At 60.9% G+C, this 18,097-nt stretch carries 24 protein-coding genes; 13 read left to right on the top strand and 11 right to left on the bottom strand.

Going from position 1 to position 18,097, the window contains the following annotated elements:
- Nucleotides 1-48 precede the first annotated feature (48 nt).
- Nucleotides 49-570 (bottom strand): ribosome biogenesis factor YjgA, encoded by a 522-nt coding sequence (yjgA, locus tag LXM55_RS07880; protein ID WP_016966626.1) that lies wholly within the window; start codon nucleotides 568-570, stop codon nucleotides 49-51.
- A gap of 108 nt (nucleotides 571-678) precedes the next feature.
- Between yjgA and pmbA the strand changes: the two genes are divergently transcribed.
- The 6 genes from pmbA to LXM55_RS07850 all read left to right on the top strand — a co-directional run bounded on the left by pmbA (nucleotide 679) and on the right by LXM55_RS07850 (nucleotide 6,022).
- Entirely contained in the window at nucleotides 679-2,025 is a 1,347-nt protein-coding gene (pmbA, locus tag LXM55_RS07875; protein ID WP_233319863.1) for a metalloprotease PmbA, read from the top strand.
- A 213-nt stretch (nucleotides 2,026-2,238) separates the two neighbouring features.
- The gene (locus tag LXM55_RS07870) at nucleotides 2,239-2,634 is read left to right on the top strand and encodes a hypothetical protein (RefSeq protein ID WP_011059260.1); all 396 of its coding nucleotides are present in this window, start codon (nucleotides 2,239-2,241) and stop codon (nucleotides 2,632-2,634) included.
- On the top strand, nucleotides 2,627-4,003 hold the full coding sequence (locus LXM55_RS07865; protein WP_233319862.1) for a class II fumarate hydratase: 1,377 nt from the start codon (nucleotides 2,627-2,629) through the stop codon (nucleotides 4,001-4,003). Before LXM55_RS07870 ends, LXM55_RS07865 begins: the two co-directional genes overlap by 8 nt.
- A 28-nt stretch (nucleotides 4,004-4,031) precedes the next feature.
- Nucleotides 4,032-4,481, top strand: a complete 450-nt coding sequence (locus LXM55_RS07860) for a hypothetical protein (protein ID WP_233319861.1) — start codon at nucleotides 4,032-4,034, stop codon at nucleotides 4,479-4,481.
- Between the two features lies 1 nt (nucleotide 4,482).
- A complete protein-coding gene (locus LXM55_RS07855; protein WP_233319860.1) occupies nucleotides 4,483-5,094 on the top strand; it encodes a superoxide dismutase in 612 nt (203 codons plus the stop codon).
- Nucleotides 5,095-5,128: 34 nt separating this feature from the next.
- Nucleotides 5,129-6,022: a ZIP family metal transporter gene (locus LXM55_RS07850; protein WP_233319859.1), complete on the top strand. Its 894-nt coding sequence runs from the start codon at nucleotides 5,129-5,131 to the stop codon at nucleotides 6,020-6,022.
- 29 nt (nucleotides 6,023-6,051) lie between these two features.
- Here LXM55_RS07850 and LXM55_RS07845 read toward each other — a convergent pair whose 3' ends face one another.
- From LXM55_RS07845 to LXM55_RS07800, 10 genes are all read right to left on the bottom strand, one after another.
- Nucleotides 6,052-6,324: an HPr family phosphocarrier protein gene (locus LXM55_RS07845; protein ID WP_233319858.1), complete on the bottom strand. Its 273-nt coding sequence runs from the start codon at nucleotides 6,322-6,324 to the stop codon at nucleotides 6,052-6,054.
- Nucleotides 6,325-6,340: 16 nt separating this feature from the next.
- Nucleotides 6,341-7,198 carry an RNase adapter RapZ gene (gene rapZ, locus LXM55_RS07840; protein ID WP_016966640.1) on the bottom strand — a complete coding sequence of 286 codons (858 nt, stop codon included), beginning with the start codon at nucleotides 7,196-7,198 and terminating at the stop codon, nucleotides 6,341-6,343.
- Nucleotides 7,199-7,200: 2 nt separating this feature from the next.
- Entirely contained in the window at nucleotides 7,201-7,665 is a 465-nt protein-coding gene (ptsN, locus tag LXM55_RS07835) for a PTS IIA-like nitrogen regulatory protein PtsN (RefSeq protein ID WP_011059267.1), read from the bottom strand.
- A 12-nt stretch (nucleotides 7,666-7,677) separates the two neighbouring features.
- Nucleotides 7,678-7,983: a ribosome hibernation-promoting factor, HPF/YfiA family gene (hpf, locus tag LXM55_RS07830; protein WP_016966642.1), complete on the bottom strand. Its 306-nt coding sequence runs from the start codon at nucleotides 7,981-7,983 to the stop codon at nucleotides 7,678-7,680.
- 124 nt (nucleotides 7,984-8,107) lie between these two features.
- The gene (locus tag LXM55_RS07825; protein WP_233319857.1) at nucleotides 8,108-9,601 is read right to left on the bottom strand and encodes an RNA polymerase factor sigma-54; all 1,494 of its coding nucleotides are present in this window, start codon (nucleotides 9,599-9,601) and stop codon (nucleotides 8,108-8,110) included.
- Between the two features lie 182 nt (nucleotides 9,602-9,783).
- Nucleotides 9,784-10,509 (bottom strand): LPS export ABC transporter ATP-binding protein, encoded by a 726-nt coding sequence (gene lptB, locus LXM55_RS07820; RefSeq protein ID WP_058436531.1) that lies wholly within the window; start codon nucleotides 10,507-10,509, stop codon nucleotides 9,784-9,786.
- Nucleotides 10,509-11,054 (bottom strand): lipopolysaccharide transport periplasmic protein LptA, encoded by a 546-nt coding sequence (lptA, locus tag LXM55_RS07815; protein WP_011059271.1) that lies wholly within the window; start codon nucleotides 11,052-11,054, stop codon nucleotides 10,509-10,511. The genes lptB and lptA overlap by 1 nt, the downstream gene beginning before the upstream one ends.
- Nucleotides 11,041-11,613 (bottom strand): LPS export ABC transporter periplasmic protein LptC, encoded by a 573-nt coding sequence (gene lptC / locus LXM55_RS07810; protein WP_233319856.1) that lies wholly within the window; start codon nucleotides 11,611-11,613, stop codon nucleotides 11,041-11,043. Before lptC ends, lptA begins: the two co-directional genes overlap by 14 nt.
- 9 nt (nucleotides 11,614-11,622) lie before the next feature.
- The gene (locus tag LXM55_RS07805; RefSeq protein WP_233319855.1) at nucleotides 11,623-12,147 is read right to left on the bottom strand and encodes a KdsC family phosphatase; all 525 of its coding nucleotides are present in this window, start codon (nucleotides 12,145-12,147) and stop codon (nucleotides 11,623-11,625) included.
- Nucleotides 12,147-13,121, bottom strand: a complete 975-nt coding sequence (locus tag LXM55_RS07800; RefSeq protein WP_233319854.1) for a KpsF/GutQ family sugar-phosphate isomerase — start codon at nucleotides 13,119-13,121, stop codon at nucleotides 12,147-12,149. The genes LXM55_RS07805 and LXM55_RS07800 overlap by 1 nt, the downstream gene beginning before the upstream one ends.
- Before the next feature lie 264 nt (nucleotides 13,122-13,385).
- Here LXM55_RS07800 and LXM55_RS07795 point away from each other — a divergent pair, with 264 nt between their 5' ends.
- The 7 genes from LXM55_RS07795 to murA all read left to right on the top strand — a co-directional run bounded on the left by LXM55_RS07795 (nucleotide 13,386) and on the right by murA (nucleotide 18,071).
- Nucleotides 13,386-14,195: an ATP-binding cassette domain-containing protein gene (locus LXM55_RS07795; RefSeq protein WP_011059275.1), complete on the top strand. Its 810-nt coding sequence runs from the start codon at nucleotides 13,386-13,388 to the stop codon at nucleotides 14,193-14,195.
- Nucleotides 14,195-14,992: a lipid asymmetry maintenance ABC transporter permease subunit MlaE gene (mlaE, locus tag LXM55_RS07790; RefSeq protein WP_233319853.1), complete on the top strand. Its 798-nt coding sequence runs from the start codon at nucleotides 14,195-14,197 to the stop codon at nucleotides 14,990-14,992. The genes LXM55_RS07795 and mlaE overlap by 1 nt, the downstream gene beginning before the upstream one ends.
- Nucleotides 14,992-15,459, top strand: a complete 468-nt coding sequence (gene mlaD / locus LXM55_RS07785) for an outer membrane lipid asymmetry maintenance protein MlaD (RefSeq protein ID WP_011059277.1) — start codon at nucleotides 14,992-14,994, stop codon at nucleotides 15,457-15,459. Before mlaE ends, mlaD begins: the two co-directional genes overlap by 1 nt.
- A gap of 11 nt (nucleotides 15,460-15,470) precedes the next feature.
- Entirely contained in the window at nucleotides 15,471-16,124 is a 654-nt protein-coding gene (locus tag LXM55_RS07780) for an MlaC/ttg2D family ABC transporter substrate-binding protein (protein ID WP_233319852.1), read from the top strand.
- On the top strand, nucleotides 16,121-16,429 hold the full coding sequence (locus LXM55_RS07775; RefSeq protein ID WP_233319851.1) for an STAS domain-containing protein: 309 nt from the start codon (nucleotides 16,121-16,123) through the stop codon (nucleotides 16,427-16,429). Before LXM55_RS07780 ends, LXM55_RS07775 begins: the two co-directional genes overlap by 4 nt.
- Nucleotides 16,430-16,543: 114 nt before the next feature.
- The gene (locus LXM55_RS07770; protein ID WP_016966651.1) at nucleotides 16,544-16,783 is read left to right on the top strand and encodes a BolA family protein; all 240 of its coding nucleotides are present in this window, start codon (nucleotides 16,544-16,546) and stop codon (nucleotides 16,781-16,783) included.
- Nucleotides 16,784-16,805: 22 nt separating this feature from the next.
- A complete protein-coding gene (gene murA, locus LXM55_RS07765; RefSeq protein ID WP_011059281.1) occupies nucleotides 16,806-18,071 on the top strand; it encodes a UDP-N-acetylglucosamine 1-carboxyvinyltransferase in 1,266 nt (421 codons plus the stop codon).
- The last annotated feature ends 26 nt before the right edge of the window (nucleotides 18,072-18,097 follow it).

Genomic DNA, 18,097 nt, shown 5'->3' with positions numbered 1-18,097 from the left:
GGAAGGTGGGCGTCGGGTGAGCTGCTGGGCAGCTCACCCGTGGAGGGCTCAACGCAGGCCGCGTTGAGTTTCGTCCAGTTCGCGAATGTACTTGAAGATTTTGCGGCTGGAGGCCGGCGCCTTGTTATGGGCCACCTCGTGCTGGGCCTGACGGATCAGGGAACGCAGCTGTTGACGATCGGCATCCGGATACTCGTTGACGAACTTTTCCAGGACGTCATCGCCACCGCCGATCAGGCGGTCACGCCAACGCTCCAGGTTATGGAAGCGTTCGTTGTACTGCCGGGTGGAGGCATCGAGTTGGTCGAGCAGTTGCAGAATCGCGTCGGTGTCCTGGTCGCGCATCAGCTTGCCGATGAATTGCAGGTGACGCTTGCGGGCGATATGGGCGACGTGCTTGGGCGCATCCGCCAGGGCCCGGCGCAAGGCGTCGGTCAACGGCAGTTTGTTCAGCAAGTCGGGTTTGAGAGTGGTAAGGCGCTCGCCGAGATCAACCAGAGCATGCAGCTCGCGTTTGACCTGGGATTTGCTTTTCTCCCCATCGAGGGAGTCGTCGTAAGAATCAACCATGGTGGCAGTCCGCAAAGAAACGCCGCCATGATAACCAGTCGAGGGCCGCTTGTCCGGCTCGGTCGCTCGCCGGCCTTAATCGAAAGCAGAATTTGAGTGGAGAACAGCATGAGTGCAGCACAAAGCGTCGGCCCACAGGCTTTGCCGGCCCTGCAGGAGCAAGTCGAGCAGATTGTCGCCGAGGCCAAGCGCCAGGGGGCCAGTGCCTGCGAAGTGGCCGTGTCCCTGGAGCAGGGCCTGTCGACGTCGGTGCGCCAGCGGGAAGTGGAAACCGTGGAGTTCAACCGCGACCAGGGCTTTGGCATCACTCTTTATGTGGGGCAGCGCAAAGGTTCGGCCAGCACTTCTGCCAGCGGTCCGGAGGCCATTCGTGAAACGGTGGCCGCAGCTCTGGCGATTGCCAAGCACACTTCGGAAGATGAAGCTTCGGGCCTGGCCGATGCGTCCCTGATGGCCAAGGACCTGCAGGACTTCGATCTGTTCCATGCCTGGGACATCACGCCCGAGCAAGCCATCGAGCAGGCTCTGGCCTGTGAGGCGGCGGCCTTTGCCGCCGACAGCCGGATCAAGAATGCCGACGGCACCACCCTCAGCACCCACCAGGGTTGCCGGGTGTACGGCAACAGCCACGGCTTCATCGGTGGCTACGCATCGACCCGTCACAGCCTGAGCTGCGTGATGATCGCCGAGGCCGATGGCCAGATGCAGCGCGACTACTGGTATGACGTCAACCGTCAGGGCCCGTTGCTGGCCGACCCGGCGAGCATCGGTCAGCGTGCCGCCCAGCGTGCGGCCAGCCGGCTGGGTGCCCGTCCGGTGCCGACTTGCGAAGTGCCGGTGCTGTTTTCCGCTGAGCTGGCCGGTGGTCTGTTCGGCAGTTTTCTCGGCGCGATTTCCGGTGGCAACCTGTACCGCAAGTCATCGTTCCTGGAAGGTGCCCTGGGCCAGCAATTGTTCCCCACATGGCTGACCATCGATGAGCGCCCGCACCTGATGCGCGCCATGGGCAGTTCGGCGTTCGACGGTGATGGCCTGGCCACTTACGCCAAGCCTTTCGTCAAGGACGGGGAGTTGGTGTCCTATGTGCTGGGCACCTATTCCGGGCGCAAGCTGGGCATGCCGAGCACCGCCAACGCCGGTGGCGTGCATAACCTGTTCGTCACCCATGGCGACGAAGACCAGGCCGCGCTGCTGCGGCGCATGGGGCGTGGCCTGTTGGTGACCGAATTGATGGGCCATGGCCTGAACATGGTCACTGGGGATTACTCTCGTGGTGCCGCGGGTTTCTGGGTCGAGAACGGCGAGATCCAGTTCGCGGTACAGGAAGTGACCATCGCCGGTAATTTACGCGACATGTTCAAGCAGATCGTTGCCGTGGGCAGCGACCTGGAACTGCGCAGCAACATCCGCACCGGTTCGGTGCTGATCGAACGCATGACCGTCGCTGGCAGCTGATCGCCTTCCTGAGTCACCCAGACGCGCCACCTCTACGGGTGGCGCGTTTTTTTATGCCTCAGCGAAGGCGTGTTGACGTCCGGCATCAGGCGCTAGAGCCCATTCGCCAGCAAACCGGCTCCTACAAGAGTTGGGCAAAAATCGTACAAGCTAGATTGATTTGATTCTCAATATCATTTAATAATGAAAATCATTATTCGATGAGCCCAGGTCATGAGTTCTGCCTTGCACGAGCAGCCCTACCTCGAAAGCTGGCGTTGGATGAGCCGCCAGATCCGTTGCGCACTGGAACCGGACGAACCGCGTCTGATCGAGCATTACCTCGCCGAGGGCCGCTACCTGGCCTGCTGCACCGCGATGTCGGCCTGGACCGTCGCTGAAACCTCCTTCCGTTTATTGATCGATACCGCCACCGATACCGCGTTGCCCTGGCATTGGCGCAGCCAGTGCCTGGACCAGGCTTGGCGGCCGTTGCGCGATATGGAGCGATTGTCTTTGTGCAATTGCCGGCTCAAGCGCTGGCAAAGCCACGCCTGGCAACTGGCGACCTGCTCGCTGCTGCCTTCCATTCCTCTAATTGAACTGGTGCAAGGATTTCCCGATGAGTAATACCCGTATCGAACGCGACAGCATGGGCGAACTGCAGGTACCGGAGCTGGCCCTGTACGGTGCGCAGACCCAGCGTGCGGTGGACAACTTTCCCATCAGCGGCCAACGCATGCCGGCGGCCTTCATCCGTGCCCTGATCCTGGCCAAGGCGGCCGCGGCCAGGGCCAACGTCGAGCTGGGGCAGATCAGTGCCGCCCAGGGCAAGGCCATTGTCGACGCCGCCCAGGGTTTGCTGGAAGGCGATTTCATGCAGCACTTCCCGGTGGACATCTTCCAGACCGGCTCCGGCACCAGTTCCAACATGAACGCCAACGAAGTACTGGCGACCTTGGCCAGCCGCCTGCTGGGCGAGCCGGTCAACCCCAATGACCATGTCAACTGCGGCCAGAGCAGCAACGACATCATCCCTACCACCATTCATGTCAGCGCCGCGCTGACCCTGCATGAACAGCTGTTGCCGGCGCTGGTGCATCTGGTGGATGTCATCGAGCGCAAGGCGCTGCAAGTGCACCCCTTCATCAAGACCGGTCGTACTCACCTGATGGACGCGATGCCGGTGCGCATGAGCCAGGTGCTGGAGGGCTGGGCGCAGCAGCTCAAGGCCAACATCAGCCATGTGCAGGATCTGCTGCCGAGCCTGCAGTCCCTGGCCCAGGGCGGCACCGCCGTGGGCACAGGGATCAATGCCCATCCCGAGTTCGCTGCACGTTTCAGCCAGCAGTTGAGCACGCTGACCCAGGTGCAGTTCACTCCGGGCAAGAACCTGTTCGCCCTGATCGGCTCCCAGGACACCGCGGTCACGGTATCCGGCCAGCTCAAGGCCACCGCGGTGTCGTTGATGAAGATCGCCAACGACCTGCGCTGGATGAACTCCGGGCCATTGGCCGGGTTGGGCGAGATCGAGCTGGAAGGCCTGCAGCCCGGCTCGTCGATCATGCCCGGCAAGGTCAACCCGGTGATCCCGGAAGCCACCGCGATGGTCGCGGCGCAAGTCATCGGCAACGACAGCACCATTACCGTGGCCGGCCAATCCGGCAACTTCGAACTCAACGTGATGTTGCCGGTCATTGCCCAGAACCTGCTGAGCAGCATCGAGCTGCTGGCCAACTCCAGCCGTCTACTGGCGGACAAGGCCATTGCCAGCTTCAAGGTCAACGAACCCAAGCTCAAGGAGGCCCTGTCGCGCAATCCGATCCTGGTCACGGCCCTGAACCCGATCATCGGCTACCAGAAGGCCGCGGAAATCGCCAAGACCGCCTACAAGCAAGGGCGCCCGGTGATCGACGTGGCGCTTGAACATACCGATCTGCCGCGCAGCCAGCTGGAGGTCCTGCTGGACCCGGAAAAGCTGACTGCCGGCGGCGTGTAACGTCTCGACACCGCTTTGGAGGTTCTCCATGGAGCACTGGAAACGCACGATCGAAAGGGCCAATCGTCTCTTTATGCAGGGCGAATTGGTGGATGCCCGCGAGGGCTATCTGCAGGCGCTGGCCCTGGCCCAGGTGCTGTTCGAGCGCTGGTCGGATGCCGACGAAGCGGTGGCGGCCTGCGTGATTTCCCATCACAACCTGGCGGACCTGCACCTGCGTCTGAACCAGCCGGAAGAGAGCGCGGAGTACCTGTGCGCCATCCACCAGCGGCTGTTGCAGGCCATGCAGGACAGCCGCTTGCCCACGGCCCTGAGAGAAGCGGCCCTGCGCCAAAGCAGCAAGACCTACGTCGAGCTGTTGAATTTCATCGGTGATCACGGCGAATACCCGCGTACTCATCGTTTGCTGGACAGCAACGTCGCGGGCCTGTCAGCCGACAGTCCGCAACCAGACAGCCCCTCTTACGGAGCCCATTGATATGTCCTTTACCTTGCCTGCACTGCCTTACGCCTATGACGCCCTGGAACCGCACATCGATGCGCAGACCATGGAAATTCACTACACCAAGCACCACCAGACCTATATCAACAACCTCAATGCTGCCGTCGAGGGGACAGAATGGGCCGGCTGGGAGGTGGAGAAACTGGTGGCCAGTGTTCAGCAACTGCCGGAAAAACTCCGCGCGGCGGTGATCAACCAGGGGGGCGGGCATGCCAACCATTCGTTGTTCTGGGCGGTGATGACGCCGGCTGGCGGGGGCAGCCCCCAGGGCGCCCTGGGGCAGGCGATCGAGCAACAATTGGGTGGTTTCGAGCGCTTCAAGGAAGCCTTTACCAAAGCTGCACTGACTCGATTCGGCAGTGGCTGGGCCTGGCTCAGTGTGACGCCGGAGAAAAAGCTGCTGGTGGAAAGCAGTGGCAACCAGGACAGCCCGCTGATGAACGGCAATACGCCGATCCTCGGCCTCGATGTCTGGGAGCACGCCTACTACCTGCGTTATCAGAACCGCCGGCCGGAATACATCAACGCCTTTTACAACGTCATCAACTGGCCGGAAGTTGCTCAGCGCTACCAGGCCGCGATGGCTTGATCCCTTCCCCTCAGAACAAGATCTAAGGCCGATTATGGGCACTGAAACACTGGCGATCAGCAGTGGACGAATGTTTCGCTATGCCTTCGGTTCGCTGTTGCTGTTGGCGGGGACCGCTTTGCTGGTGGCTCAAGGGCTGAACTGGCTGAACCTGGAACCGCGCCTGCTGCGTGCCTTGCAGGGCGGTTCCATTTGCGCGCTGGGCACGGCGCTGGGGGCGGTCCCGGTGCTGGTGATCCGGCAAATGCCGCTGGCAGTGAGCGACACCCTGCTGGGCTTTGGTGCCGGAGTGATGCTGGCGGCGACGGCGTTTTCGCTGATCGTCCCCGGCATCGCCGCGGCCCAGGATCTGGGTTTGTCTGCCTGGGGCTCCAGTGGCCTGATTTGTGCCGGCATCATGCTGGGGGCCTTTGGTCTGTTCCTGGTGGATCGCAAGATTTCCGGCGCCAGCCCGGAGCAGCTGGTGGGCACGCCGGAGCATCCCGTGATTGCCCCGCGTATCTGGTTGTTCGTCTTCGCGATCATTGCCCACAACATTCCTGAAGGGATGGCGGTGGGGGTGTCGGCCGGAGGCGGCATGCCGGATGCGGACAGCCTGGCCATGGGCATTGCCTTGCAGGATGTACCGGAAGGCCTGGTGATAGCCCTGGTGTTGGCGGGGGCGGGAATGTCGCGGGTCAAGGCATTCCTGATCGGCGCGGCTTCAGGTCTGGTGGAGCCGGTCTTTGCCTTGCTCTGTGCCTGGCTGGTGAGCCTGGCGCAGGTGCTGCTGCCCCTGGGGCTGGCCCTGGCGGCGGGGGCGATGCTGTTGGTGGTCACTCATGAAGTGATTCCGGAGTCGCGTCGCAATGGCCATGACAAGCTTGCCAGCCTCGGCCTGTGTATCGGTTTTTGCTTGATGATGGTCATGGACACGGCACTCGCCTGAGTGCCGCTTGGCGAGCGGCTCGCTGGGGCTTACTCGCCTTCGTCGAAGAAATTGTTGATCAGCGCCACCAGCGCATCCAGCGCTTCCTGTTCCTGCTCGCCTTCAGTCTTCAGATGGATCTTGGTGCCCTTGCCGGCGGCCAGCATCATCATGGCCATGATGCTTTTGCCGTCGACCATGGATTCCGGGGTTCTGCCGGCGCGGATCTGGCAGGGAAACTGCCCGGCCACCCCGACGAACTTGGCCGAGGCACGGGCATGCAGGCCCAGTTTGTTGATGATCTCGATTTCCAGAGCTGGCATCGCGGGGTAGATCCTTTCAGCTAAGGTCGCGGTGGCGAACCTGGACGTTCTTCAGGGTTTTTTGCAACACCTTGCCCAGGCGCTCGGTCAGATACACGGAGCGGTGGTGCCCGCCGGTGCAGCCAATGGCAATGGTCACGTAGGCGCGGTTGCTGGCGGCGAAGCGCGGCAGCCACTTGAGCAGATAGCTTTCGATGTCCTGGAACATCTCTTCGACATCGGGTTGTGCTGCCAGGTATTCGGCCACAGGGGCGTCCAATCCGGATTGGGCGCGCAACTCGGGCTTCCAGTACGGGTTGGGCAGGCAGCGAACATCGAACACCAGGTCGGCGTCCACCGGCATGCCACGCTTGAAGCCGAAGGATTCCACCAGGAACGCGGTACCGGGTTCCGGCTGGTTCAACAGGCGTAGCTTGATGGTGTCGCGCAGTTGATAGAGGTTCAGGTTGGTGGTGTTGACCTTGAGGTCGGCCAGATCGACGATTGGCCCCAACAACTGGGTTTCATCGTGGATGGCTTCGGCCAGGGAGCGATTGGCGCTGCTCAGCGGATGGCGGCGGCGAGTCTCCGAGAAGCGCTTGAGCAGGGTTTCCTCGTCGGCATCCAGATACAGCACGTCGCACTGGATATGCCGGCTGCGCACTTCCTCCAGCAATTCGGGGAAGCGCGACAGGTGGCTGGGCAGGTTTCGGGCGTCGATGGACACCGCCACCAGCGGTTGCGCCAATTCGGTGTGAATCAATGCACGTTCTGCCAGTTCCGGCAGCAAGCCGGCTGGCAGGTTGTCGATGCAGTAGTAGCCATGGTCCTCAAGTACATCGAGGGCGGTGCTTTTACCTGAGCCGGAGCGGCCGCTGACGATGATCAAACGCATGATTACTGACCGTTTTGCTCGTCCAGAACGACCTGATACAAGGCTTCGTTGCTGGTGGCGCTGCGCAGCCGGTCACGGACTTCCTTGCGATCAAGCATGCTGGCGATCTGCCGAAGCAGTTCCAGGTGTGCATCGGTCGCGGCTTCCGGAACCAGCAGGACGAACAGCAAGTCGACCGGAGCGCCGTCGATGGCGTCGAAATCGATCGGAGCGTCCAGGTGCATCAGCGCACTGATGGGCGACTCGCAGCCTTTGAGGCGGCAGTGGGGAATGGCGATGCCGTTGCCAAAACCGGTGGAACCGAGTTTTTCACGGGCAATCAGGCTCTCGAAGACATCCTGCATCTCCAGATCAGGCACTTCACGGCTGATCAGGTTGGCAATTTGTTCGAGGGCGCGTTTTTTACTGCCGCCCGGCACGTTCACCAAGGAACGGCCGGGGGTCAGGATACTTTCAAGTCGGATCATGGGAGGGGAGTGTTAGCGACCCGTGCCTTGGAGAAGGTGGAGTTGCTTTTCCTTATGCTTTTTCAGTTGGCGGTCAAGCTTGTCCGTGAGCAGGTCAATTGCGGCATACATATCGTCATGTTCTGCATTGGCGACGACCTCCCCACCGTGGATGTGCAGGGTGGCTTCGATTTTCTGCTTCAGCTTCTCGACAGCCATGGTGACCTGCACATTGGTAATCTTGTCGAAGTGCCGCTCCAGTCGGTCGAGTTTCTCGCCGATGTAAGCACGCAGAGGTTCAGTCACTTCGAGTTGGTGTCCACTGATGTTGACTTGCATACAGCTTCTCCTTCGTTGCCAGTGCATAACGCGGCAGGCTGGGTTGCCTGCCACCTAGACCGCGTTTGAAGCCGACTTCCGGCCTGTTTCAAACGCACTCTGAACGCTGTGGCCAGCCCTGCGGTTACATCAACCGCTTACGTTCGCTGGAAGGCGCGATCCCAAGGGATTCGCGGTACTTGGCGACGGTACGACGGGCTACCTGAATGCCTTGTGCCTCCAGTAAACCAGCGATCTTGCTGTCACTCAACGGCTTTTTCTGATTTTCCGCGGCCACCAGTTTTTTGATGATCGCGCGGATGGCCGTGGACGAGCATTCACCGCCTTCCGAGGTGCTGACATGGCTGGAGAAAAAGTATTTCAGTTCATATATGCCCCGTGGGGTATGCATGAATTTTTGCGTGGTCACTCGGGAAATCGTCGATTCGTGCATGCCCACCGCCTCGGCGATGTCGTGCAGAACCAGCGGCTTCATGGCTTCGTCGCCATATTCGAGAAAGCCGCGCTGGTGCTCGACGATCTGGGTGGCAACCTTCATCAGGGTTTCGTTGCGGCTCTGCAGGCTCTTGATGAACCAGCGGGCTTCCTGCAACTGGTTGCGCATGAAGGTGTTGTCGGCGCTGGTGTCGGCGCGGCGGACAAAGCCTGCGTACTGTGCGTTGACCCGCAGGCGTGGAACCGATTCCTGGTTCAGTTCCACCAGCCAGCGTTCGTTGTCCTTGCGCACGATGACGTCCGGGACCACGTACTCGGCTTCGCTGGATTCGATTTGCGATCCAGGACGAGGGTTGAGGCTCTGTACCAGCTCGATGACCTGGCGCAGTTCGTCTTCCTTGAGCTTCATGCGGCGCATCAGCTGGCTGTAGTCGCGGCTGCCCAGGAGGTCGATGTAGTCACTGACCAGGCGCTGGGCCTCGCTCAGCCAGGGCGTTTTCGCTGGCAGTTGGCGCAGTTGCAGCAGCAGGCATTCGCCCAGGTTGCGCGCGCCGATGCCGGCTGGCTCGAATTGCTGGATGCGGTGCAGGACGGCTTCGATCTCGTCGAGCTCGATGTCCAGTTCAGGATCGAAGGCCTCGAGGATTTCCTCAAGGGTTTCGTCCAGGTAGCCCTGATTGTTGATGCAGTCGATCAGGGTTACGGCGATCAGGCGGTCGGTGTCCGACATCGGTGCCAGGTTCAGTTGCCAGAGCAGGTGGCTCTGCAGGCTCTCGCCAGCCGAGGTCCGGGTGGTGAAGTCCCACTCATCGTCATCGCTGCTGGGCAGGCTGCTGGCGCTGGTCTGGTAGACGTCTTCCCAGGCGGTGTCGACCGGCAATTCATTGGGAATGCGTTCGCTCCATTCGCCATCCTCAAGGTTATCCACCGTGGGGGCGGTTTCCTGGTAGGAGGGTTCCTGGATCTCGGTGTTGGGTTTGGATTCGGTGTTGTCGGCCAGGGGGTCGCTGTTGTCGAAGTCTTCGCCATCTTCCTGGCGTTCGAGCATCGGATTGGACTCCAGGGCTTCCTGGATTTCCTGTTGCAGGTCCAGGGTCGACAATTGGAGCAGGCGGATGGCCTGTTGCAGCTGCGGTGTCATCGTCAGCTGCTGGCCCATTCTAAGGACTAGCGATGGTTTCATGGCAGGGGCTTAACACCTTATTTGCCGGCGCACATGCGCCATCCACTACAGGGCGCCGGAGCGCCAAACATAAGCAAATTATATGCCTGAAACTGAAGTGTTTGCCTAGAGCGCTGTAACAATAAAGTTTGTAGGGGTTTATTGTTCCCGGCGCCCTGGCGTCCAGCCCAACACATCAGCCCTTACAGGCGGAACTCATGGCCCAGATAGACTTCCTTGACCAGTTCGTTGGCCAGGATGGTCGCGGAATCGCCTTCGGCGATCAGTTGCCCATCGTTGACGATATAGGCGGTCTCACAGATGTCCAGGGTTTCCCGGACGTTGTGGTCGGTGATCAGCACCCCGATGCCCTTGGCCTTGAGGTGGTGGATGATCTGCTTGATATCGCCAACCGAGATCGGGTCGACACCCGCGAAGGGTTCGTCCAGCAGGATGAACTTGGGGGCCGTGGCCAGGGCCCGGGCGATTTCCACGCGGCGGCGTTCACCACCGGACAGGCTCATGCCGAGGTTGTCGCGGATGTGGTTGATGTGGAATTCCTGCAGCAGGCTTTCCAGTTCCTGGCGACGCCCGGCCTTGTCGAGCTCCTTGCGGGTCTCGAGGATGGCCATGATGTTGTCGGCCACCGACAGCTTGCGAAAGATCGAGGCTTCCTGGGGTAGGTAGCCGATACCGGCGCGCGCGCGGCCGTGCATCGGTTGGTGGCTGACATCCAGGTCGTCGATCAGAACGCGGCCCTGATCGGCCTGGACCAGGCCGACGATCATGTAGAAGCAGGTGGTCTTGCCGGCGCCGTTGGGGCCGAGCAGGCCGACGATCTGGCCGCTGTCGATGGACAGGCTGACGTCACGCACGACCTGGCGGCTCTTGTAGCTCTTGGCCAGGTGCTGAGCTTTCAGAGTTGCCATTACTGGGCCTTTTGCTCGTCGGTTTTCTTTTTCGGCTGGATGACCATGTCGATCCGCGGACGTGGCGCGGTAACCGAGCTGCCATTGGCGCGACCGGCGTTGGCAACCTGCTTGACGGTGTCGTAGACGATTTTCTCGCCTTCGGTGGTGTTGCCGTCGTTGATTACCTTGGCTTTGTCGATCAGTACGATACGGTTCTGCTGGGCATGGTACTGGATGGTCACGGCGTAGGCCTGGACCGGTTTCGGGTCAGTCTGCTTCTGCAACTGCTCGAAGTAGGCCAGGTTGCCTACCGAGGTCACCACGTCGATTTCGCCGGTCTTGGACCGGGTGATGGTCACGGTGTTGCCGGTGATCTTCATCGAACCCTGGGTGATGATCACATCGCCCTTGTAGGTGGCCACGCCGTTCTTGTCGTCCAGTTGCGCGTCGTCGGCCTGGATGCGGATGGGCTGTTGGCTATCGTTCGGCAGAGCCCAGGCGCTCACGCTTCCCAGTGCTGCGCCCAGACTGAGCAAAATAGGGAGGGTTTTAACGAGCCTCATACTGTCCTCTTACGTTCGATAGCAGGTTCATCCTGCCGTCTTTCAAATACGCTTTCATTCCCTTGGCCGTAGTCACGCCGCCGGCGCCGTCGATTCTAACGGCTTGCTCGGTCTGCGCATATTGCTTCTGCGGGAATACTGTCATGCGGCTGGTGGTGATCAGCAGGTTGCGATTTCGTTCGTCGGTGCGGGAAACCCGCACCGAATCAATCAGCTCGACCTCGGTGCCGTCCGGATTGACCTCGCCGCGTTCGCTCTGGACGTGCCAGGGGAACGTGGTGCCGCGGTACATCTGCAGGTCTGGCTTGGTCAGCAGGGTCACTTCGCTGGCCTTGATGTGTTCGACCTTGTCCGAGGTCATTTCGTACTGCAGCTTGCCGTCGGGCAGGTACTGCACGCTGCGCGCGTTGATCACGTAATAGTCGATGGCATTTTCGTCGACCTGCGCCACTGGCTTGTCGAGGAAGCGTTCCGGGCTGATGTTCCAGTAACCGACCGCCGCGAACAGCAGGGCGATGGTCCCGAAGATCAGGATGTTGCGAATCTTTTTGCTCAGCATGGGAGGGCTCTATAAGTAAGCGGCATTGGCTGCTTCAAGGCGATCCTGGGCGCGCAGTATCAGCTCGCAGAACTCCCGGGCGGCACCTTCGCCGCCGCGGGCCACGGTGATGCCGTGGGCGTGTTCGCGGACAAAGCTGGCGGCGTTGGCCACTGCCATGCCCAGGCCGACGCGACGGATCACCGGCAGGTCGGGCAGGTCGTCACCCAGGTAGGCGACCTGTTCATAGCTTAGGCCCAGCTGGCCAAGAAGTTCGTCCAGCACCACCAGCTTGTCTTCGCGGCCCTGGTACAGGTGGGGAATCCCCAGGTTCTTGGCCCGACGCTCCACCACCGGGGTCTTGCGCCCGCTGATGATCGCCGTCTGCACGCCGGCGGCCATGAGCATCTTGATGCCCTGGCCGTCGAGGGTGTTGAAGGTCTTGAATTCGCTGCCGTCTTCGAGGAAGTACAGGCGACCGTCGGTCAGCACGCCGTCGACGTCGAATACCGCCAGCTTGATGTGTTTACCGCGTTGCAGCAGCTCGGCACTCATTACATCACTCCCGCGCGCAGCAAGTCGTGCATGTTCAAGGCGCCGATTGGGCGGTCTTCCTTGTCCACCACCACCAGGGCGCTGATTTTATGGTCTTCCATGATCTTCAGGGCTTCGGCGGCCAGCATGTCGGCGCGGGCGGTCTTGCCATGAGGGGTCATCACCGAATCGATGGTGGCGTGGTGGATATCAATGGCGCGATCCAGGGTGCGACGCAGGTCGCCGTCCGTGAAAATGCCTGCCAGGCGGCCATCGGCCTCTAGGATCACGGTCATGCCCAGGCCCTTGCGGGTCATTTCCATGAGCGCGTCCTTGAGCAGGGTGCCCCGTTGCACTTGTGGCAGGTCGCTGCCTTCATGCATCACGTTCTCGACCTTGAGCAGCAGGCGCCGGCCCAGGGCACCTCCAGGATGGGAGAAGGCGAAATCTTCGGCGGTGAACCCGCGGGCTTCCAGCAGGGCCACGGCCAGGGCATCGCCCATGACCAGTGCTGCGGTGGTCGAGGAGGTCGGTGCCAGGTTCAGCGGGCAGGCTTCGTGCTCGACGTGGACGTTGAGGTTGACGTCGGCAGCCTTGGCCAGCGGCGACTCGGGGTTGCCGGTGAGGCTGATCAACTGGATGCCCAGGCGCTTGATCAGCGGCAGCAGGGTGACAATTTCGTTGGTCGAGCCAGAGTTGGAGAGGGCCAGGATCACGTCTTCGCGGGTGATCATGCCCATGTCGCCATGGCTGGCTTCGGCGGGGTGGACAAAGAACGCGGTGGTCCCGGTACTGGCCAGGGTGGCTGCGATCTTGTTGCCGACGTGCCCGGACTTGCCCATGCCGACCACCACTACGCGGCCCTTGCTGGCCAGAATCATCTCGCAAGCGCGTACGAAATCTGCGTCGATATGGGGCAGCAAGCCTTCTACTGCCTGTAGTTCGAGGCGGATGGTGCGTTGTGCTGATTGAATCAGGTCGCTGGATTGGCTCATGTCTGAAATCGTATAGCCCGATGAAAAGGCGGCGATTATAGCGGCAATGAACAAATCCCTCACGCAAGTTCGTCAGCCTTTGTCTACTGGGTACAAGGAAAGCCTGGTTTTTGCCTGTCGTCGACCTGAACGGGGTTGGCGTCGGCCTTGGGGGCTCCGTATCAGCAGTGATATAGTTCGCCGCCAGTTCGGCCTGCCCAGGGGCATGTACTCCCGGCAGGGAGCCAAGCGTCCGAGTGATAGGCTGCATCGCAAGGAGTTTAGATGAGTGCCGATAACGCCTACGCGGTCGAGCTGAAGGGACTGTCCTTCAAGCGCGGTACGCGCAGCATTTTCAATAACGTGGATATTCGTATTCCGCGTGGCAAGGTCACCGGCATCATGGGGCCTTCGGGCTGCGGGAAGACCACCCTGTTGCGCTTGATGGGCATGCAGTTGCGGCCCAGCAGCGGCGAAGTGTGGGTCAATGGCCAGAATCTGCCGAGCCTTTCGCGCAGCGACCTGTTCGACGCGCGCAAGCAAATGGGCGTGCTGTTCCAGAGCGGGGCGCTGTTCACCGACCTGGACGTGTTCGAGAACGTGGCCTTTCCGCTGCGGGTGCACACCCAGCTGCCGGACGAAATGATTCGCGACATAGTGCTGCTCAAGCTGCAGGCCGTGGGTTTGCGCGGCGCCGTCGACTTGATGCCCGACGAGCTGTCCGGTGGCATGAAGCGCCGGGTCGCCCTGGCCCGGGCCATTGCCCTGGATCCGCAGATCCTCATGTACGACGAGCCGTTCGTGGGCCAGGACCCGATTGCCATGGGGGTTCTGGTGCGCCTGATCCGGCTGCTCAACGATGCCCTGGGCATCACCAGCATTCTGGTTTCCCATGACCTGGCGGAAACCGCGAGCATTGCCGACTACCTCTACGTAGTGGGTGATGGCCAGGTGCTGGGCCAGGGAACTCCCGAAGAGCTGATGGACTCGGATAATCCGCGTATCCGTCAATTCATGAAGGGCGATCCCGATGGCCCGGTGCCGTTTCACTTTCCAGCGACGGATTACCGCGCAGATCTTCTGGGGAAGCGCTGATGCGCAAGATATCGCTAATCGAGAGGGTTCGCCTCTTCGGTCGCTCAGGCATTGATGTCCTGGCGGTACTGGGGCGTTCCACGCTGTTCCTGTTTCATGCCCTGTTGGGCCGTGGCGGCATTGGCGGCAGCTTTGGCCTGCTTATCAAGCAGCTGCACTCCGTGGGCGTAATGTCCCTGGTGATCATTGTCGTGTCGGGGATTTTTATCGGCATGGTGCTGGCGCTGCAGGGCTTCAACATTCTTTCCAGCTATGGTTCTGAGCAGGCGGTCGGGCAGATGGTTGCTCTGACCCTGTTGCGGGAGTTGGGGCCGGTGGTCACCGCGCTGTTGTTCGCCGGGCGTGCCGGGTCGGCCTTGACCGCGGAAATCGGCAACATGAAATCCACCGAACAGCTCTCCAGCCTGGAGATGATCGGTGTCGATCCGCTCAAGTACATCATTGCGCCGCGCTTGTGGGCCGGTTTCATTTCCCTGCCATTGCTGGCGATGATTTTCAGCGTGGTGGGGATCTGGGGCGGTTCGTGGGTCGCTGTCGACTGGCTGGGCGTCTATGAAGGCTCCTACTGGGCGAACATGCAGAACAGCGTGACCTTCAGTGGTGACGTGCTCAACGGTGTGATCAAAAGTATTGTTTTTGCGTTTGTAGTGACCTGGATCGCCGTATTCCAAGGCTACGACTGTGAGCCCACTTCAGAGGGGATCAGCCGTGCCACTACCAAGACCGTGGTGTATGCCTCGTTGGCCGTACTCGGCTTGGACTTTATTCTGACCGCCTTGATGTTTGGAGATTTCTGATGCAAAACCGCACCCTGGAAATCGGTGTCGGCCTTTTCCTGCTGGCCGGCATCCTGGCTTTGCTGTTGCTTGCCCTGCGGGTCAGTGGCTTGTCTCCGACTGCGAGCACCGATACCTATAAACTGTATGCCTACTTCGACAATATCGCCGGTTTGACGGTCAGAGCTAAGGTGACCATGGCCGGCGTGACCATCGGCAAGGTCACTGCAATCGATCTGGACCGCGACAGCTTCACCGGCCGGGTGACGATGCAACTGGAAAAGCGTGTGGATAATCTGCCGACCGACTCCACTGCATCTATCCTGACTGCTGGCCTGTTGGGTGAGAAATACATCGGTATCAGCGTGGGCGGGGAAGAAGCCTTGCTCAAGGATGGTGGAACCATCCACGACACCCAGTCGTCGCTGGTGCTGGAGGACCTGATCGGTAAATTCCTGCTCAATACCGTTAGCAAAGACGCCAAATGAGGAGTTTTTCGATGATCTCTATCTTGCGACGTGGCCTGTTGGTGCTGTTGGCGGCCCTGCCGTTGCTGGCCAGCGCGGCAGGTACGCCTTCCGCACACGATATCGTGCAGGACACCACCACGCGTTTGCTGGCTGACCTGGCGGCTAACAAAGAGAAGTACAAGCAGAGCCCGAACGACTTCTACAACGCCTTGAACGGCATTGTCGGTCCCGTGGTGGACGCTGATGGCATTTCCCGCAGCATCATGACCGTGAAGTATTCGCGCAAGGCTACCCCGGAGCAGATGACCCGCTTCCAGGAAAACTTCAAGCGCAGCCTGATGCAGTTCTATGGCAACGCCTTGCTGGAGTACAACAACCAGGGCATCACCGTTTCGCCGGCCAAGGACGAAAGCGGCACCCGTACCAGCGTCGATATGCAGGTCAAGGGCAACAACGGCGCGATCTACCCAGTGTCGTACACCCTGGAAAAGCTCAACGGCGAGTGGAAAGTGCGTAACGTGATCATCAACGGCATCAATATCGGCAAGCTGTTCCGTGATCAGTTCGCCGACGCCATGCAGCGCAACGGCAACAACCTGGACAAGACCATCGACGGCTGGGCCGGCGAAGTGGCCAAGGCCAAGGAAGTCACCGAAAGCGCCGCGCAAAAGGCTGCGCAATGAGTGAGTCGGCCGTACGCCTCGGTGATGCCGGGGAACTGTTGATCAGCGGCGTGCTGGACTACCGCAGTGGCCCGGGCCTGCGCAAGCAGGGCCAGGCGCTGATCAAGTCGAGCCAGGCGCCAGCGCTGGTGCTCGATTGCTCGGCGGTAGAGAAGTCCTCCAGTGTCGGCCTCGCGCTGTTGCTGGCCTTCATGCGCGATGGTCAGGCACAGGGCAAGGCCGTGAGCATTCGTGCGCTGCCCGAGGATATGCGCGAAATCGCCGAGGTGTCCGGGGTCACAGAAATCTTCAGTCATCCCCAGTAACCCACATCTCTATAGAAGCCCCCCGTCAGAGTCCTGCTATGCGGGGTTCGCAGGCGCGGGGCTTTTTTGTATGATGTCCGACCCGCGCGCACAGGGCGCCGATTGAGGTTGAGCATGCAGGCCAACGAAGTGAAGAGCTTTCTTGAGGGAAAGCTGCCCGGAGCTCAGGTAGAAGTTGAGGGCGAAGGCTGCAACTTTCAGCTGAACGTGATTAGCGACGAACTGGTGGCCTTGAGCCCGGTCAAGCGTCAGCAGAGCATCTATGCCCATTTGAATCCATGGATTGCCGATGGCAGCATCCACGCGATCACTATGAAATTTTTCAGCCGCGCGGCCTGGGCCGAGCGCACCTGAGCCCAAGGGCGTCGAGACTGTTATGGATAAATTGATTATTACCGGCGGCGTTCGCCTTGATGGCGAGATCCGCATTTCCGGGGCCAAGAACTCCGCGCTGCCGATTCTGGCGGCAACCCTGCTGTGCGATGGCCCGGTCACCGTGGCCAACCTTCCGCACCTGCACGACATCACTACCATGATCGAACTGTTCGGTCGCATGGGCATCGAGCCGGTGATCGACGAGAAACTCAGCGTCGAAATCGACCCGCGCACCATCAAGACCCTGGTCGCGCCGTACGAGCTGGTGAAAACCATGCGCGCCTCGATCCTGGTACTGGGCCCGATGGTTGCCCGCTTCGGTGAGGCTGAAGTGGCCCTGCCTGGCGGTTGCGCCATTGGCTCGCGCCCGGTTGACCTGCACATCCGCGGCCTGGAAGCCATGGGTGCGGTGATTGACGTCGAAGGCGGCTACATCAAGGCCAAGGCGCCTGAAGGCGGCCTGCGTGGCGCGAACTTCTTCTTCGATACCGTGAGTGTGACCGGTACCGAGAACATCATGATGGCCGCGGCCCTCGCCCGGGGCCGCAGCGTGCTGCAGAACGCCGCCCGCGAACCCGAAGTCGTCGACCTGGCAAACTTCCTGATCGCCATGGGCGCGAAGATTTCCGGCGCTGGCACCGACACCATCACCATCGATGGCGTCGAGCGTCTGCATTCGGCGATCTACAAGGTCATGCCTGACCGTATCGAAACCGGCACCTACCTGGTGGCCGCTGCGGTCACCGGCGGCCGGGTCAAGGTCAAGGACACCGATCCGACCATCCTTGAAGCCGTTCTGGAAAAACTCAAGGAAGCTGGCGCTGAAGTCACCACCGGCAGCGACTGGATCGAGCTGAACATGCACGGCAAGCGCCCCAAGGCGGTCAACGTGCGTACCGCTCCGTACCCGGCGTTCCCGACTGACATGCAGGCGCAGTTCATTTCCCTGAACGCGATTGCCGAAGGCACCGGCGCGGTGATCGAGACCATCTTCGAAAACCGCTTCATGCACGTGTACGAACTGCATCGCATGGGCGCCAAGATCCAGGTCGAAGGCAACACGGCGATCGTGACCGGTACCGAAATCCTCAAGGGTGCGCCGGTCATGGCCACCGACCTGCGGGCCTCGGCCAGCCTGGTGATCTCGGCCCTGATGGCCGAAGGCGATACCCTGATCGATCGCATCTACCACATCGACCGTGGTTACGAGTGCATCGAAGAGAAGCTGCAGATGCTCGGCGCCAAGATCCGCCGCGTACCGGGCTAGTAGCATGACGGGCACAGGGAGGTGCC

The organism is Pseudomonas sp. Au-Pse12, assembly GCF_021341665.1.
GTDB lineage: Bacteria > Pseudomonadota > Gammaproteobacteria > Pseudomonadales > Pseudomonadaceae > Aquipseudomonas.
This window is presented reverse-complemented; position numbering and strand designations above follow the sequence as displayed.